We start from the raw sequence: 18,225 nt of genomic DNA on the forward strand, positions 1-18,225 counted from the left end.
TCCAAGCACGTATAACCTTTATTTTACCATATTCAAGCCCAAAAGAAAAAGGCTTTAAAAGCCTTTTTCGAGGAATATTTGATTTCCACTTATTTTAAAATTCTAGAGCTAGATATAGGTGCTATCTATTTTAAAGTTTACATGAAATCTCTACTAACTACACAACTAAGTGCTTCCTAGGTAAATGACAATTCTATTAATCCACACGATAGAAGAAGTCCTCTGGGTTCCAAATGTACTGCTGCCCAATCCAAATTCGATCTTTTTTAGTATCTGACGGATCACTATTCTGGTTACTATCTGGTTTGATAGATGTCCCTGCTGGTAAAAACGAAATTGCTGCTCCACCAGCTGTATTCGGTTTTGAACTGTGGATAGCTCCAGTAATATAGCTATGATCAGGATTAATGTTATTGACGACCCCACTACCATCTGTAAAAAATTGATTTCCGGTCAAGCCATCTTTATCAAATTCCAAAGTCCATCCCAAGCCATTTCGCCAAGTCCCCGAAATACTTGAAAAATCTCCGTTCTGAATCTCTTGAATATTCATCCCACCACTTCCCTTATTTGAAGTAGCTACATTAGAACCCTCCACTCTCGTCGTGAATTCAAGCGCAATCCACCCCTGGCCAGACTGGAGCTTGCCCCAGGTATAACCGTCAGCTGAAACCGTCTCTGTGATCATATAAACACCTTGTGGGATCATTCCAACTTCCTCTCCCTTGATCGATGCTTCTTTACGAATCCGAAGATCTGAAACTCCTACACGGACTTGAAAACTACTTGATTGCGGCTCTGAGTGGCTTGCTTGGTTTGTCGCCTTCTTCCCGGTCTCTAGTTCTTTCCATCCAAATTTTGCTTGATCCAATTCCTTTGCTGTAATCCCCAAGGCTTTTTCTGGCTTCTGGCCGTCCCCATTTTTTATTTGAATCTTATTGACAGTCTCAAGCTTCCCTTTTTGGAACTTGTAATGAATCAGATCCACCTCTGGTTGAAGAGACGAAAAGCTAGCATAAATGACTGAACCATCCTCAAAAATTTGGAAACCTGAACGAGAACCCCCAGAGGAAGCTACAAAAGCCGTATGCAGCAATTCTGGTTGCTGGCCTTTTAGATAATAAATCGCTGATACTGTTTGGCTATTTCCAATCAAGAGCTCATCCCGCCCATCTTTATCCAAATCTGTATAAAAATAGGAAAGACTTGGTTTTCTACCCAGGGTTTGAAGATACCTAGCATAAACGTACTCATCAGATTGAGGATCTATTTCTTTTAGTTTGGTCTCTAAACCTGCACTATCACCTGCCTCTATAGCCCTAGAGTAGGCCTGATAACGTTCAAGAACCGTTTGATAGTACTCATGCCCAGACGATGTCTTCTTAGCTTCTTTTCCATCTGCTACTTCACTCTGAACTGTAGAAGGTTGCGTCCGAGGTCGTCGCTTAGGTCCACATGCCACCAGGGCTAGCAAGGTTATCGCTGCAAAGCTAACTTTATAGATTTTTTTCATCATATACTCCCTAAAACTTTCTCCATTTTATTATACCAAACGAAGTTCAAAAAGCTAGAAAATCCTTGTTTTCTTATTGGCTCAGTCAGGCTTTGACAAGATCCCCCATCCACCTATCATTCTGCCCTTTTTTCTGCTATACTTAGTATAGTTATTTGATCAAAAAGGAGAACACTATGGAATTAAAAAAACGTTCTGAATTTCCTGAGAACGAACTCTGGGATCTCACAGCCCTCTACCAAGACCAGGAAGACTTCTTACGTGCCATTGAAAAGACGCGTGAGGAAATCAATGAATTTGTCCGCAACTACAAGGGCAAGCTCCACACTTTTGAAGACTTTGAAGCTGCCTTTGCGGTCTTGGAACAGATTCAGATCCAACTCAGCCACATCGGCAACTACAGCTTTATGCCACAAACGACAGACTTTGGTGATGAAGCTTTTGCAGAAATTGCCCAAGCGGGGATGGATTTCGAAACTTGGGCCAGCGTCGAACTCTCTTTCTTTGATGATGCCTTAGTCGAAGCGGATGAAGATGTCCTCGAACGCCTCGGACAATTGCCTCATCTTACGTCTGCTATTCGCCAAGCTAAGATCAAAAAAGCCCACTACTTGGGAGCTGATGTGGAAAAGACTTTGACCAACCTTGGTGAAGTCTTCTACGGACCGCAAGACATTTACACCAAGATGCGGGCAGGTGACTTTGAAATGGCTGATTTTGAAGTGGATGGAAAAGTTTACAAGAATAGCTTTGTCACCTATGAAAACTTCTACCAGAACCATGAGAATGCAGAAGTCCGTGAAAAAGCCTTTCGTTCCTTCTCAGAAGGATTGCGCAAGCACCAAAACACTGCTGCTGCCACCTATCTAGCCCAAGTCAAGTCTGAAAAGCTGATCTCAGATATGCGAGGTTACGACTCTGTCTTTGACTATCTCTTAGCTGAGCAGGAAGTGGATCGTTCTATGTTTGACCGTCAGATTGACCTGATCATGAAGGACTTCGCTCCGGTCGCTCAAAAATTCCTCAAACACGTGGCCAAGGTCAACGGCCTTGAAAAAATGACCTTTGCTGATTGGAAGTTGGACTTGGACAGTGCGCTCAACCCTGATGTTAGCATTGATGATGCTTATGACTTGGTCATGAAATCTGTGGCACCACTTGGTGAAGAATATTCTCGCGAAATCGCCCGCTACCAAACCGAACGCTGGGTTGACTTTGCGGCCAACGAAGGCAAGGATTCCGGTGGTTATGCAGCTGACCCCTATCGCGTCCATCCTTATGTCTTGATGAGTTGGACAGGGCGCATGAGCGATGTTTATACCCTGATCCACGAGATCGGACACTCTGGTCAATTCATCTTCTCAGACAACAACCAAAGCTACTTCAACGCCCACATGTCGACCTACTATGTGGAAGCTCCTTCTACCTTTAACGAGCTCCTCCTTAGCGACTACTTGGAACAGCAGTTTGACGACCCTCGTCAAAAACGCTTTGCCCTAGCTCACCGTTTGACAGATACTTACTTCCACAACTTCATCACCCACTTGCTGGAAGCGGCCTTCCAACGCAAGGTCTACACCCTGATCGAAGAAGGTGGTACCTTCGGCGCTAGCAAGCTCAACAGCATCATGAAGGAAGTCTTGACCGAATTCTGGGGCGACGCTGTAGAAATCGATGATGATGCAGCTTTAACCTGGATGCGCCAAAGCCACTACTACATGGGGCTTTACAGCTATACCTACTCAGCTGGCCTAGTTATCTCAACCGCAGGTTACCTGCATTTGAAGAACTCCGAAAATGGAGCCAAAGATTGGCTGGACCTTCTCAAATCTGGTGGCAGCAAGACCCCACTTGAGTCTGCTATGATTATCGGAGCAGATATCTCAACGGACAAACCACTTCGCGATACGATTCAATTCTTGTCAGATACGGTTGATCAGATTATCGCTTATAGTGAAGAGTTGGGTCAGTAAGAATTCCTCCAGTGTGGTTTTCTTAATTTTGTTAATCATTTACATAAAAAGTCACCAATTTTTGCTGACTTCAGATTGAAGAAAGAGTCCAAAATGGACTCTTTCTTCAATCTTTTTCTTTTACTAGAGAAAATTTTAAAAACTCAAGAATAGCATTAAATCAGCATTTCCAAAAGTTTTCGCTATATGGTAGGATATCTCTATTAGGGCAATTTAAAAATTAGAGATTCATTCTTAGTTTACTGTGCCCGATTTTTTATAAACATATCTACTTTAACCAAAGATGTTCCTTGAGGTGTGTTTATGATAAAATAAGGATTATGAACAAATCATCTAGCTGTAAAAATTATCATTACAGAAAAATGAGAAACCATATTCGATAAACAAACAGTGTCTTCAAAGACAAGTTTAAGAGAAAATATGACTGAATTTTTTCTAGGATGAAAGGATCAATAAGTTCAGAAGGGAGAAATATGCTAAATATCTTTGTATTAGAAGATGATTTTCTACAACAAACTCGTATTGAAACAGCAATCAAGAAATGTATGACAGATCATCATCTAAAGTATAAATACTTAGAGGTATTTGGGAAGCCAACACAATTGTTAGAGGCCATCAAAGAGACAGGGAATCACCAATTCTTTTTTTTAGATATTGAAATTAAAGGGGAAGAAAAAAAAGGAATGGAAATTGCGCGTGAGATTCGTGATAAAGATCCTAGCGCTTCAATCGTATTCGTAACGACTCACTCAGAATTCATGCCCGTTACCTATCGTTATCGCGTCTCCGCTTTGGATTTTATTGATAAAGGATTAAATGATCAGGATTATCAAGAAGCGATCTCATCTGTTTTGATACATGCTACTGAAAACGTCAATAAGACAGTAGGGGAGGATTCCTTCAGCTTTAAATCAGAGCATTCCCAGATTCAAGTCCCTTTCTCAGATATTCTATATTTTGAGACATCTTCGACCGTTCATAAGGTCGTTTTAACAACTAAAAAAGGCCACATGGAATTTTATGGTAAAGTCTCAGATATTGCTAAAACCGACAAGCGACTTTACCAAAGTCATCGAGCTTACGTTGTAAATCCAGAGAATGTCGTTCGTATTGATAAAGCAAATCATATTGTTTATTTTGAAAACGATGAATCATGCTTTGTATCACGTTTAAAACTGAAAGGGCTAGTTGAAAAGGTAGATAAAAAATGACTTTAGAGTTTGAAGGTGTGTTTTTTGTTAGTTGGTTAATAAGGTTGGTTATTTTTCAACAAATTAGTTATTCAAAATTTAAATTACCATATTTGTTTTTAATACCTGCCCTACTGACATTGATTGAATACTATTATTATGATGTTGTCTTTTGGGGAGAAATATTATTTTTACCTTCCATCACTTTCTTTCTAAAATCTCGAGAAAGATGGAATTGGTTACAATACATATTCTACTGTTTTTTTACTTTAACAATTTTTGATATGTTGAGTAGTCTATCATCTATCTATTTCCAGTTTTTATTTAGAGTATCAGAAGAGGTTTTAAATAAAAATATATGGATGGATTGGATACCAATACTTTTAACCTTTCCTGTATACATTATATTTTTTAAAATATTTCGAATTAATATCGAGTTACTATCACAAGAGGTTAGAAATAATAAATTTTCAATGGTAGTAAAGATTTTTAGTATAACGATGATAATCTATTACCTCTTAAGTTATATATTCTCAAGTATACCTACACTTGAATATGCTGGTTTATTTCCTACCCATATAGACGATATATACTACAAAAGAATAGTTATCTTCAGTTACATCCCTATCTTTTTAGGTTTTTTATTTTATATCCAACACATTATTAAAGAAAATATCAATTTAGAAATTCAAAAGATGAAAGATTCACAGATAGATTCAATAAGTAAATATAGCAATCACATTGAATCTCTTTACAAAGAAGTGAGAAGTTTTCGTCATGATTATACAAATATATTAGTCAGCTTAAATGAATCGATAAAGAAAAGAGATATGGATGGGGTAGAGAGGATCTATAATGCCGTACTAAAAGAGTCTGATAAATCCTTTTACAATAGTCAATACGACATTGCTAAACTTGTTCATTTAAAAAACCTAGCAATGAAATCGGTTGTATCTGCAAAATTGATTGAAGCACAAAATAGAGGAATTGATGTATCTGTAGAAATAGCTGAACCTATCGGAACTCCTCAAATAGATTTAGTCGATTTTATTACGATACTATCTGTCTTTTTAGATAATGCCATAGAAGCTGCAGTTAACGCAGAAGCTCCAAGAATTAGTTTTACTTATTTTCAAGAGAATGAAAATAAAATTTTAGTTATCTATAATACCACTGCTGACTATAAGATCCCTACTAAAAATATTTTCCAATATGGAGTCTCAACCAAAGGAGAGGGACGAGGTATCGGTCTTTCCAATGTCAAACAAATCCTTTCCAAATATCCTAAAGTCACTTTAGAAACAAAAAGTATAGATCATGAATTTACTCATGAATTAAAGATGTACGAAGGATAACTTTAAAACTAGAATAAATGGTCTGTTTTTTATAATTCCATTCATTATAAAAAACAGACCATTTATTAGATTGATCATTTCTTTTATTAAATTTGAAATATACTGTTGTGTGTAAGAACTTAGAAAACGAAAACCGAGTTACAATTGTTTAGTGAACTCACCCACATTCTGTTTATGATTATAGTTAGGAGAACTAGCCCATGTTTAATAGATTAGCAAGCTCTGTATTTCAATCTATTTTAAAAAGGAGAGATACGAAGATCTTCTTATCCTTTTGTCTATTACCTATTCTTGTTCCATTTTTGGCAGGAAATATGGAAGATATGAAAACCGACTATACGAATAGTTTTTTATCTTTCTTTGATATCACTCTTTTAACACAGTATCGTTTAACAATCCCAGTACTCATTTTTTCGATCCTGATTTCTTCCGTTTTTAGAGATGAAATTGATAGTAAGATCATGTTTTTATACAAAGATATTAAGCGTTCTAAAATTTTCAACGCAAAAATACTCGGACTATTTTTAGTCTATATCCTCTATTTATTTGGAACTTCTTTTGCAACTTTCATTACCTATTATGGCATTATGTTACCTAGATTTGGAGTTGATTCTAACTTCTTACCTTCAAGCTCTATTTTAGTTGAGAAATCTATCTTGTCGATTCTTTCTGTGGTTTTACTTAATCTTATAACAACCGTCATGGTTGCGATGGTTTCCATTAAATCTAAGACCTTAGTGGCTGTTTTAGTAGGAATCTTCTTCACTTTATTTGCCTTCACAGCTCCCTTACTGATTGGAGTAAAGTATGTGATTCCAACCACTTATGCAAATGCTTTACAAGCAGGTGAGTTTGGTTTAACGCTGTTAATCATCATTGGCTTGTCTTGCATTTACTTCTTACCTAGCTATTTCTCAGCTAGAAAGAATTTTGAAAAGATAGAATTTTAAAAGAAGAAATCTATTTGCATTATATTTAAAAAAATTAAAAGTAAAGGAAACCAGATATGCTAAAAATCGAAAGTATTTCAAAAAAATTTGTTGGGAATGACTTTTATTCACTCAAAGACGTCAATATGGAAATCAATAAGGGGGAGATTGTCGGTTTGATTGGTAGAAATGGGGCAGGTAAATCGACACTCATGAAGTTGATGGCAAAATCACTAAAACCAACTTCTGGACTTATTACCTATAATGGGATTGATATTCATAGTAAAGACAATGTATTAACAGACTTTGGTATTATGATTGATCCAGTATTCTACCCAGAAATGTCCGTTATTGATAACTTAAAATTTTATCTACGTTTACATGGGAAAGAAGAGCTTTTTTCAAATATTGAACCGACTCTAAAATTGGTAGAACTATGGGAAGCTAGAAATAGAAAACCAAAAGGATTTTCTTTTGGTATGAAGCAAAGGACAGCCTTGGCAATTGCTTTGGTTGCCGAACCAGACTTCCTTATTCTAGATGAACCATTCGTTGGACTAGATCCGATTGGTGTTCAGAAATTAATTGATATTTTGAAACAGTGGTCTAATGAGAGACAAATTTCAATGCTTATTTCTAGCCACCAATTAGGAGAGCTAGAAGCCTTGTGTGAACGTTATGTCTATATTGAGGCAGGGCAGTTAGCAGACGCTTTTGACGGTGCGACTTGTCCTAGTTTGCTTGTGTACTTGAAGGAAACTAAGAATCTTGAAGGGATTCAGTCTTTATTAAGTGATGACGCCATTCTAGAAGGCAACGTTTTAGACATTTCGACAAACATATCCTCTGAAGAGGTTAATGAGATTTTTAAAACTTTAGGAAATCATGCCTTGATTGAGAAGATAGAGGTGAAAGAGAACCACCTAAAAGAGATCTTTACGAAAGGACAGTAATATGAAACAAATCTTACCTGCCATTTTCACATCTGTCTGGAAGCGTAAAGAAAGCAAGATTTACCTGCTATTCGTTTTATTTCCAGTTATCTTTCTTCTAGCTTCCTTTTTTGGAAAATCTAATTTCATGCAAATTTCCGTAATAGGAGACAATAGAGTAAGTGGGATAGCCTTTCTAGATATGATGATCAGTTCAGCAGATTCATTTATCTTACCTACTCTTGCAATCTATTTCTTGACAATTTCTGTCTTTAGACGAGAGATAGATGATCATACCATGTTTCTTTATAGAGATTTAAGCCGTAAGAACATATTTTTTTCAAAATATCTTAGTTTACTCTCAATCTTGGTACTTTTTTATATTCTATTTACTTGTGTTTCTACTACAGTCTATTTTACCAGGGTCGTTCAGTTTCCTTTTGCCTCGAATACCTTTTTTGATAATGATTTATCTATTACTTTATCAACCCTAGAGGATATTTTTGGAATCTTTTTAAAAGATATTTTTTCAGTAACTGTCGCTTCTGTGTTATGTCTTTATTTAAAAACAGGCTCAACCATAGTGGTAGCTATTATTTTAACAATTGCAAGCATGATGACTTCAATGATTGGCGGAGGCATTGCGATGCTTTTCCCAAATGGATATAACAGATTGCTTAATGACGACATTTTATCCACGCCACAAGCATTCTTGGGAGCCCTGGGCATTACCCTCGTCTATGGCTTTATTCTCCTAATCATTGGTTCTAAAAAGTTTCAAAATTTAGAGTTTTGATGCGACAGGACTTGACCTGCTGCCTATAATCTAATGACGTATACCTTGTCTACAATGTACGATTGAAAGATACAGGTTTCTCTTTATCATCAAAAAAAAGATTGGAACATAGCTCCAATCTTTTTTTCTTAACTCAACTCAGCCACAATGGCCTTGATTTGGTCTGCGGTGTGCACACCTGCTACTTGTTTGACAACTTGCCCATCTTTTTTAAAGAGCAAGGTTGGGATGGACATAATGCCGAAAGCACGAGCTGTATTTGGATTTTCGTCCACATCCATTTTCAGGATTTTTAATTCATCTTCTGAAAGTTCTTGGGATAATTTTTCTAGGATAGGGGCTTGCATGCGACATGGACCACACCAGGTCGCCCAGAAGTCTACCAAGACCAATCCTTCTTTTGTTTCTGCTTCAAATGTTGCGTCTGTAATTGCTTTTACCATTTTCTTTCTCCTTTAGTTTTTGTATTGATCGAGGTCTTGCTTCATCAAATAGAAGAAGACATCTCCGTAAGTTCCGTTGTAATCGAGTTCGTGCCCATTATAAGTCAATTTTTGAACTGGATAGTAATCCGCCACACCAATCAAGCAGGTCTGTTGGGAGCGTTCAAACTCTTCATAAGAATCAAAATGCATGACTCTTTCTTGTTTTGCACCATCTAGATATGTAATTTCAATCATATCAGTAACCTCTATTTCTTAAGATACACCAATTGTAACTCTGTTTATTACATCTGTCAAATGAAACGATTTACTCAGTTGATGGATCTTATCCGAAAAAAAGACAATAAAAAAAGAGGCTGGGACAAAAGTCCTATCCTCTCAATTGTCTTTGGATTGTCGAGCAAGACGCAGTGGTTGAGTGGGCTCTACTACACTGATTTCATCAGCTTTTACAGCCCTACTCAACTGTGCGGAGGTGGGACGACGAAATCGAATTCTAACGAATTACCGATTTCTGTCCCACTCTCTCCATTCTTGCTGGATAAAACGGTTCTAGACAAGGCGCCGAGCCGAAGATAATACTTGAGTATATCAAGGCAAGGTGACAACGCAACGTATGTGGAAAATAGAGCAGATTAACGACGAAGTCCAAGAGAGTTGATTAACTCACGGTAACGGTTAACGTCGTTCTTACGAAGGTAAGCCAACAAGTTACGACGGCGACCGATTTTCTTCATCAAACCACGGTAAGTAGCGTGGTCTTTTTTGTGTTGTTTGATGTGGTCGTTCAAGTGGTTGATTTCCCAAGTAAGGACAGCAACTTGAACTTCTACTGAACCAGTGTCACCTTCGTGACGTGCATATTGTGCAATGATTTCATTTTTTTTCTCTTTTGAGATTGCCATGATAAGCTCCTTTTCTTTATGCTCTATCCGAGTGGCAGGTCTGGCATAGCCTGCTACCAAGAAAGAGTTAGTTGTCTATTCGACCTATTCATTCTACCAAGATTTCATCTTTCTGTCAAACACTTATGCTCCCTTCAAAAACAGAAAAACGCTTTTTTTGAATCATTTATTCTATAAGCCCTTTAACAGAAAAAGACAAGAATCTTTTCAGATCATTGTCTTAGAATAGAGACAAATTTTTTTACATAAAAAAGTTAGATAATTACCCGAAAATGACTTTTATTTTTAGCCATTTAAGAAGATCAAAATTTTCCGCTGTGAGAAAAATGCCTGAAACATAATTGTTTCAGGCATTCGGAATTATTGAGACTTTAGGCTCAATAATTAGACATGGAACTTTGATGAAGTTCGCTGACGTCTGTACTCACCTAAGGAAAATTTTTCAGAAGACTTTATCTTCAATCTGAGACAATTATCTTTTCAGATCATTGTCTTATTTACATTGTAATTGTTAGTCAGCTTTCCGTTTACCACTTAACAGCATCGCTGCAGCAACAAAAGCTAACAGTACACTTGCTCCAAACAAGCCATAAGAAGTAGCTTCACCAGTTGATGGAAGAATTTTTCTCTTTCCTTCTGTTGGTGTAGTTGGAGTTTCTGGTTTCTCCGATGTGCTTGGTGTGGTGGTCGATGGAGTCGTAGATGCTGGTGGAGGTGTAGTCGTAGACGGTGGCGGGGTTGTCGTAGATGGTGGGGGTGGAGGCGTACCTGGAGGGGTTGTAGGTGGTGTATGACGGTTGGTTACCGTAAAACCATCGATAGTTGCTGTATACCCTGCTACTGGATCCTCTGTAATCGTGTAGACAATCTTCTTGCCTTCCTTGTATACTGGTAGATCCGTAAAGCTTGCCTGCCAATTGTCAGTAGCGGTGATTTCTTTTACGGCCACTTCTTGACCATCCGCAAGCAGACGGACTGTTACCTTATCTGGTCGAAGGCCATCTTTATTTTCCTTATCATCCCAGACTTTCTTGACAGCTACTTCTGTCACTTCTGGTGTACGGCTATTAGTAATATTCGTTCCTTCAACACTTGTTTCATACCCTGCAACAGGTTCTTCTGAAACTGTGTAGGCAATGAGATTACCAGCATCGTCAACAACATCAAGATTGTCGAACTGATAGAGCCAATTGCCTTCCGCATCTGGTTTCACTTCTTTAGAAGCTACTTTTACACCGTTCGCTAAAAGATTGATGGTGATGGCTGATGGGCGTTTACCATCATGATTGTCATTGTCATTCCAGGTTTTCTGACCAGAAATGCTAGTTTTTTCTTTTTTGTTGATGACTTCACGCGAAATCGCAAGGTCATTCCCAAAATCTTCTTTGCTGATCTTAATTGGCTCTTCTGAGAGGACGTATCCTGTCGGAGCTTGAATCTCTTTAACAGTATAAGCTTGCTTGATCAAGCCAGCAACGGTTCCTGTACCCTTCTCATCTGTGGTAATGGTTCCGACTTGCTCACCAGTGTCATCTGCTGTCACAGTAAAGACAGCACCTGCAAGTGCTTGACCATTTTCTCCTTTTTTATGGATTGTGAAGGAATATTTCTCACCATTGAAGGCTCCTTCAAAGAATTGGTATAGAATATCTGCTTCTTTATGTTGCTCTTTGACTTCTGTGGCAGTCATCGTCGCATTGTTTTTATATTCTGTATTGATGGCTGGGACCTTGTCCAAATAGACATCATAGCGAATGGTCATCCCTTGCTCAGGAGCTAGATCCCCGATATGAACAGTTAAAGAACGACCGTCCTCACTGACAACCGGAGAATAATGGCTGGTTACATTTGTGGTATCCCGCAAATGATAGGCACCATCTTCGTCACTGATCTTCCAAGTTCCTGTATGGATATTAACTGAATCTACCTTGATTTTACCATCTGTAAAGGCTAATTGGTCCTTAATATCAATATTATGGAGGGCAGTGTGACCTTGATTGATGTTCAAGGTATAAGTCAATTTCAATTTATCGCCTGAGTTTGTCCAGCCCCATTTGCTAAAGACCTCTGGAGTTGGAGGATACTCACCTGGATTGACTCCTTTATAATCAACCTTTCCACCTGAAATGACTGTTTTATCAACTGAAAGCGTAAAATCAAGTGTTGTATTTCCCTTAATCACGGAGTGGTCCACACGAGCAAAGAAACGCAACTTCCCTGTTACATTGGCCATTTTTTCAGGATAGTCTGTATAGGTCACCGTGATGACTTTTCGTTGATCATCTACTGTCGCAGTTGCAACTTTTTGGCCAGTTGGATCCAATAGGTCAATGGTATCTGTTTCAAAAACCTTAAAACCATCTCCAAGTTGGATGACTGTTTGATCGCCTGCTTTTACACGACCATTCGGTAAAACAAAGTTTGCTTCAACATTGAAACTTTCCCAAACACCGAGTGGTTCTGTTAAGTCACCGCCAGTCGCTTTAGAGATGTTCACAGAGCTTACAACATCATTGATCGTATCGGCATGTGCTTTAGTAACCCCATTGGGTTTAGCAAATCCTAAAGCTGCTAATAAAAACAAGGCAACTGTTGTCACAACAGCATAGAGCCACTTTTTCATAAACGATTTTTCTCCTTTTTACGTTTAGTAGATAAGTCCAGCCAGTAACGAAGATGATGCCCTATTACAGATTTTCACAAAACCTATCTTTTCTCATTATAGTTGATTTGCTTTGATAGTACAAGCAATTTTATATATTTTTTGTCTGTAACGTTCATTTTTTTGACACAAACAAAAAACTAGCTCCCTGTATCCTCAGTTTGCTAGCTTTCCCTTTGTTTATAATGGGATTCCAAAGACCTCTAAAGAAGCCAATTCAGAGAGTTGGAGCCTACGCCACTGCCCCAAATTGAGAGCGGGATCTAGACTCAATGGCCCCATGGAAATCCGCTCGAGATCGGTGACTTCCTTGCCACAAGCTGCGACCATGCGCTTGACCTGGTGGAATTTTCCTTCAGCGATGCGAATCTGAACCAAGCAACTATCGGCTTCTCGATCAACTTCCAGAATTTCCAAATCAGCTGGCAGGGTAGTGAAATCCTTCAATTCTATTCCTTCTTTGAAGCGGACGACATCTTCCTGGGTCATGATTCCAGCCACTTGAGCACGGTAGACCTTGTCCACATGCTTCTTGGGCGATAGCATGGCATGAGCCAGCTTACCATTATTGGTCAAGAGGAGTAAGCCATGAGTATCGATATCCAGCCGTCCGACAGGAAAGACTTCCTTGCGTCTCGCTGTATCATCTAGCAAATCTAAGACTGTTTGATGGTGGTCGTCTTCCGTTGCTGAAATGACCCCCTTGGGTTTATTGAGCAGATAGTAAACAAACTCTTCATGGAATAAACTTTCTCCCAGATAGCTCACTTGGTCTTTATCTGGATCAATGTGAACCTTGGCAGATGTCTCCACCTTCCCATTGACTTGAATTTTTTTCTGCTTGAGGACTTGCTTGACTTCTGTTCGGCTTCCCACTCCACAGTCCACTAAATATTTATCTAGACGCATGCTTATCTCCTTCATTCTTCTTATCATTATACCATGAACTGGCCTAAGATTCTTTCCTTTCCTAGTTTACAGCCCGTCTAGTCCATCAGCACCCCTCAATCAATTGGGAAACTTTCATTCTAGAAGGAATTATGATATGATGGTTTCTAGAAAAAAGGAGTGAATGAGAACATGTCTGCAATTGAAACCATTACAAAAGCTGCCCATCTAATTGATATGAATGATATTATCCGCGAAGGCCATCCGACTTTAAGAGCTATCGCAGAAGAGGTCACTTTCCCACTGTCAGATCAAGAGATCATTCTTGGGGAAAAAATGATGCAGTTCTTACACCATTCACAGGATCCTGTCATGGCGGAAAAATTGGGTCTTCGAGGAGGAGTTGGACTCGCTGCCCCTCAATTAGACATTTCTAAACGCATCATTGCTGTCCTCGTCCCAAACCCAGAGGATGAAGAAGGAAATCCTCCAAAAGAAGCATACTCCATCCAAGAAGTCATGTACAATCCTAAAATTGTCTCCCACTCAGTCCAAGATGCGGCTCTCGGAGACGGAGAAGGTTGTCTCTCTGTAGACCGTAATGTTCCCGGTTATGTGGTCCGCCACGCGCGCGTGACGGTGGACTACTTTGACAAAACAGGAGAAAAACACCGCATCAAACTCAAAGGCTACAACTCCATCGTCGTTCAACATGAGATTGACCACATCAATGGCGTTATGTTCTACGATCGGATTAATCCAAAAGATCCTTTTGCTGTTAAAGAGGGTATGCTCATTTTAGAATAAAAAAAAAGACCGATGGGTCTTTTTTTATTAGGGTGTGACAGAAAAAGTTGTTGGAATCTCAATCCCATTTTGTAAGAGGGCATCATGATAGAGTTTATAATAAAGATGGTAAATGGCCACTTGGCTCCCCGACTGGACCATCATAGCGACGCGGAAGGAATAGCGACCCGTTCCCTTTTCGATTTGAGGTCCTAAAATCGTTGGACCATCTAAGATTTCTGGATGTTTCTGTGCCTGTTCATCGTTGACTTGCTGGAATATTTGATAAATCTTATCGAGATCCGTTTGAGCAGAAATCGGCATATCAATTAAGACGCGCTGGTTGCCCCGAGAGAGATTGCTGACAACCATAATATTGCGATTGGGGATAAAATGCAAGGTCCCATCTGCATCTCTCACCTGGGTTGTCCGAATGCCGACACTCGACACTGTCCCAGCGATGGTAATCGGACCATTCGTCACTCGAACAGTATCTCCAACATCCAATTGGCGCTCAAGGAGAATAAAGAAACCATTGACCAAATCCGATAAGAAGCCTTGAGCTCCCATCCCAATGGCAACTCCTGCAATTCCCGCTCCAGCTAAGAGACTAGAAACAGGTAAGCCGAGGATGGAAAGAATCCAGTAGATCAAAATAAAATAGAGGCAGTAATTCAACAGACTCTCTACCAAGCGCAAGATAGTATTCTTACGCGCTTCATCTTGGCCCACATAATTCAATGACGGTTTTAAAATCCGTTTCACCAAGCTACGAAGTAGTTTTTTTGCAAGTAAAAATAAGATAAATAAAATAGCTAAGGAAATCAATTTCGAAACCAATTCATCCATGATTTTGGTCCAATCAAACTGACTGACATAGCGAGAAAAAATATTCTTCATACCTTCTATCACTCTCCTTCTCTCTTTTTCTAATGGTTTGATTATATCAGATTTTAGGCTATAGAACCAGCACCCTTATTTAAATAACCATTGATTTTGCGCCCTTTCTATCGTATAATGGACGATAAACTTTCGAAAAAGGAGGTCCTTATGGTTAAACGGCTCATTCAAACTTGGAACAAAACCAACCTTATGAAGCGGATTGCAATTGGAATCTTCGTTGGGGCTCTCTTAGCTCTGCTTCTTCCTCAAGCATCTGCAATTGGTCTATTAGGGGAAATCTTTGTAGGAGGCTTGCGGGCAATTGCTCCTCTTTTAGTCTTCGCACTTGTCGCTAACGCCCTCTCCCAGCACCAAAAGGGAACCCAAACCAATATGAAATCGGTCATCAGCCTCTATCTTTTGGGAACTTTTGCGGCAGCCCTGGTAGCGGTCCTGGTTAACTACGTCTTTCCTATTACCATTTCTTTAACGGGAACTAGTGCTGATGGAACTTCTCCCGATGGACTAGGGGAAGTCATCAGCAACCTTCTCTTAAAAATTGTGGACAATCCCCTCAATGCCCTTATCCAGGCTAATTATATCGGGATTTTATCCTGGGCCGTAGTCTTTGGTGTTGCTATGAGAGAAGCTAGCGAGCACAGCAAGGATCTCCTGCAAACCCTAGCAGATATTACTTCCAAGATCGTCGAATGGATTATTAACCTAGCTCCATTCGGAATTCTAGGCTTGGTCTATACAACGATTGCTGGACAAGGCTTTGATGGACTCAAGAGCTATGGGCTCCTCTTACTTCTCTTAGTTGGCACCATGTCCTTCGTTGCTCTCGTCATCAACCCGATTTTTGTCTACATCATGATTCGCAAAAATCCTTATCCACTAGTCTTTAAATGTCTACGAGTGAGTGGATTAACTGCCTTCTTTACTAGAAGTTCCGCTGCTAACATCCCTGTCAACATGAAACTTTGTAAGGAACTAGGTCTCAATCCCGATACTTACTCAGTTTCTATCCCTCTGGGATCTACTATTAATATGGCCGGAGCTACCGTCACTATTAACACCTTGACCCTAGCTGCTGTCAATACCTTAGGCATTCAGGTCGACTTTGGGACTGCCCTGGTCCTCAGTATCGTTGCAGCCGTCTCAGCCTGTGGGGCTTCTGGAGTAGCTGGTGGTTCCCTCCTCTTGATTCCTGTCGCCTGCAGCCTCTTTGGTATCGACAATGATATTGCTATGCAAGTAGTCAGCGTGGGCTTCATTATTGGTGTCATCCAAGATTCTTGTGAAACAGCCCTCAACTCATCAACAGACGTCCTCTTTACAGCTATTTCTGAAATGAAAGATTGGCCCAAAGAAAAACGCTATTAATTCAGAAAAACCAGATCACACGATCTGGTCTTTTTCTTTTTTCATAAAGTAGCTTTTGCTTTCCCTAAACATCGGAGGCGAAAGAGCGAATAAAGCAATTAGATGATATTTACGTTTTCAGAAGTTTCCATGAAAATTCCCCAGCAATCCCCAACTAGTCACTCAAAGAGAAACGGTTGCTCATCAAGTTGCTTGCATCTAATAAGACCTTATCCAACAAGCGATCCGTCGCTTCTTGAATCTGATCACTCATGGCTTGATTTTCTTTTTCAAAGTCAACGATATCCCCTGTTGCCAAGGCTTGATCCACTCGTCCAATCCGGGCATGTCCAAGGGCCATAGTGCTTTCTTGGTAATCTTCTAAATCTCCAACATGATGACTATAGTGGGCATCTGCTAAACCAGCAATAATCCGATTGGTCCAATAGAAGGAATCCGTTGTCACTTTTTCTGTCGTGTTAGCAAAATAATCCGGTGTCGTATCTACCTGTGTAAAGAAAGGAACGGCCGTATTGAAAGGCATAGATCCATAGCAAAGCCATTGAATGCCGGTTGTTTCTTGTGGACGATTTGGCCGCAATTGGAGAATCGCAGTCTGGCTAGTCCGGTTGATGCCAATGGTACGGAAGGTCCGACGACTATGAGTATCCCCTTCTGAACCATAGGGGTCATAAACTGAATCCTGATAGTGACTGCTAAGGACATATTTGACATCTTCAATCGTAATCTTGCGATAAGGTTTTTGACACCAAGGAAGGAAGAAGGAACGAGGATCTTGCTCTACTTCTGGGTTGAGGAAACGTTGAATATCCCAAGCACGTGGTGTGTTGTAATGACGGTCCTTGTCTCGTTGGCTACCAAAAGCATAACGAGGGTTAAAGGACGAACCATCAAAATCCAAGGCCAAGTGGTGACGTTCCACGAAATCTTTCAAGTCTGGATCACATAAAAACTCTTCCGGACGATCAAACTCAAAGCGATCACTTCCCAATTGATTGGGATTGGTCACATAGGCATCGTCAGGTACACGGCGGGCCATCCAGTGATGACCTCCGATGGTTTCCAACCACCAGATTTCATTGACATCGCTGATAGCCACTCCATTAGACTCATAAGTCCCGTATTCCTCTAGGAGTTTCCCCAAGCGTAGTACGCCCTCACGAGCAGTCTGGACATAAGGAAGAACTAAAGTCAACATGTCTTCCTCTCCAATGCCACTTTCCACCAGAGGGTCCGCCCCCAGGACTCGGCTATTGGTCGTAATGGTCTCTGTCTCACTCATGGCTACATTGTAACGATTAATCCCCGCTTCTCCCCAGATACCATCTTTTGGAATGGCATCCGGAACTGCTGTGTAACGAACAGGATTGTCGGGCAGGTCTATCTCAAAACGAGATAAGACTGACCGATAATGACGGGGTTGATCTTCCGGTTGAACGACAATAAATTTCTTAGGGGTAAACACTCCATTTTGAGAGTCTTCCGTGCGAGCAACAATTGTTGAACCATCATAACTGGCATCTTTTCCGACTAGAATGGTGGTGCAAGAATCTGACGAACGATTAGAGGTCATAAGCTTTCCTAC

At 39.9% G+C, this 18,225-nt stretch carries 16 protein-coding genes; 8 read left to right on the forward strand and 8 right to left on the reverse strand.

Translation table 11 applies throughout. The features are described from left to right. Nucleotides 1-196: 196 nt before the first annotated feature. On the reverse strand, nt 197-1,513 hold the full coding sequence (locus DW738_RS06395; RefSeq protein WP_123160615.1) for a DUF6287 domain-containing protein: 1,317 nt from the start codon (nt 1,511-1,513) through the stop codon (nt 197-199). 176 nt (nt 1,514-1,689) lie between these two features. On the opposite strand from DW738_RS06395, the gene pepF reads away from it, so the two are divergent. The 6 genes from pepF (at nt 1,690) to DW738_RS06425 (ending at nt 8,688) form a co-directional block, all read left to right on the forward strand. Continuing rightward, complete coding sequence (gene pepF / locus DW738_RS06400) at nt 1,690-3,486, forward strand: oligoendopeptidase F (protein ID WP_123160616.1); 1,797 nt, start codon at nt 1,690-1,692, stop codon at nt 3,484-3,486. A gap of 473 nt (nt 3,487-3,959) precedes the next feature. Then, a complete protein-coding gene (locus DW738_RS06405; protein ID WP_023024408.1) occupies nt 3,960-4,697 on the forward strand; it encodes a response regulator transcription factor in 738 nt (245 codons plus the stop codon). Then, complete coding sequence (locus tag DW738_RS06410) at nt 4,694-6,031, forward strand: GHKL domain-containing protein (protein ID WP_023024409.1); 1,338 nt, start codon at nt 4,694-4,696, stop codon at nt 6,029-6,031. Before DW738_RS06405 ends, DW738_RS06410 begins: the two co-directional genes overlap by 4 nt. A gap of 200 nt (nt 6,032-6,231) precedes the next feature. After that, complete coding sequence (locus DW738_RS06415; RefSeq protein ID WP_123160617.1) at nt 6,232-6,981, forward strand: amino acid transporter; 750 nt, start codon at nt 6,232-6,234, stop codon at nt 6,979-6,981. Between the two features lie 56 nt (nt 6,982-7,037). Next, nucleotides 7,038-7,913: an ABC transporter ATP-binding protein gene (locus tag DW738_RS06420; protein ID WP_123160618.1), complete on the forward strand. Its 876-nt coding sequence runs from the start codon at nt 7,038-7,040 to the stop codon at nt 7,911-7,913. Between the two features lies 1 nt (nt 7,914). After that, the gene (locus DW738_RS06425) at nt 7,915-8,688 is read left to right on the forward strand and encodes a hypothetical protein (protein WP_123160619.1); all 774 of its coding nucleotides are present in this window, start codon (nt 7,915-7,917) and stop codon (nt 8,686-8,688) included. 128 nt (nt 8,689-8,816) lie between these two features. On the opposite strand, the gene trxA is transcribed toward DW738_RS06425, so the two are convergent. The 5 genes from trxA to DW738_RS06450 all read right to left on the reverse strand — a co-directional run bounded on the left by trxA (nt 8,817) and on the right by DW738_RS06450 (nt 13,607). Next, the gene (gene trxA, locus DW738_RS06430; protein WP_023024416.1) at nt 8,817-9,131 is read right to left on the reverse strand and encodes a thioredoxin; all 315 of its coding nucleotides are present in this window, start codon (nt 9,129-9,131) and stop codon (nt 8,817-8,819) included. Nucleotides 9,132-9,143: 12 nt separating this feature from the next. Beyond that, a complete protein-coding gene (locus DW738_RS06435) occupies nt 9,144-9,368 on the reverse strand; it encodes a DUF4649 family protein (RefSeq protein WP_023024418.1) in 225 nt (74 codons plus the stop codon). A gap of 398 nt (nt 9,369-9,766) precedes the next feature. Beyond that, on the reverse strand, nt 9,767-10,036 hold the full coding sequence (rpsO, locus tag DW738_RS06440; protein WP_004193424.1) for a 30S ribosomal protein S15: 270 nt from the start codon (nt 10,034-10,036) through the stop codon (nt 9,767-9,769). Nucleotides 10,037-10,547: 511 nt separating this feature from the next. Further along, a complete protein-coding gene (locus DW738_RS06445; RefSeq protein WP_117744709.1) occupies nt 10,548-12,659 on the reverse strand; it encodes a Cna B-type domain-containing protein in 2,112 nt (703 codons plus the stop codon). A gap of 219 nt (nt 12,660-12,878) precedes the next feature. Then, the gene (locus tag DW738_RS06450; protein WP_123159570.1) at nt 12,879-13,607 is read right to left on the reverse strand and encodes a pseudouridine synthase; all 729 of its coding nucleotides are present in this window, start codon (nt 13,605-13,607) and stop codon (nt 12,879-12,881) included. 171 nt (nt 13,608-13,778) lie between these two features. Here DW738_RS06450 and def point away from each other — a divergent pair, with 171 nt between their 5' ends. Continuing rightward, entirely contained in the window at nt 13,779-14,393 is a 615-nt protein-coding gene (gene def / locus DW738_RS06455) for a peptide deformylase (protein ID WP_120701606.1), read from the forward strand. 27 nt (nt 14,394-14,420) lie between these two features. Here the strand turns inward: def and DW738_RS06460 are convergent, their stop codons facing one another. After that, a complete protein-coding gene (locus DW738_RS06460) occupies nt 14,421-15,272 on the reverse strand; it encodes a mechanosensitive ion channel family protein (RefSeq protein ID WP_023024424.1) in 852 nt (283 codons plus the stop codon). Between the two features lie 150 nt (nt 15,273-15,422). Between DW738_RS06460 and sstT the strand changes: the two genes are divergently transcribed. Next, nucleotides 15,423-16,640 carry a serine/threonine transporter SstT gene (gene sstT / locus DW738_RS06465; RefSeq protein WP_123160620.1) on the forward strand — a complete coding sequence of 406 codons (1,218 nt, stop codon included), beginning with the start codon at nt 15,423-15,425 and terminating at the stop codon, nt 16,638-16,640. Between the two features lie 154 nt (nt 16,641-16,794). On the opposite strand, the gene DW738_RS06470 is transcribed toward sstT, so the two are convergent. Next, nucleotides 16,795-18,213, reverse strand: coding sequence for a C69 family dipeptidase (locus DW738_RS06470; RefSeq protein WP_123160621.1), 1,419 nt, complete (start codon nt 18,211-18,213; stop codon nt 16,795-16,797). Nucleotides 18,214-18,225 lie beyond the last annotated feature (12 nt).

Origin of the sequence: Streptococcus sp. AM28-20, from assembly GCF_003603595.1 — a bacterium.
Lineage (GTDB): Bacteria > Bacillota > Bacilli > Lactobacillales > Streptococcaceae > Streptococcus > Streptococcus ilei.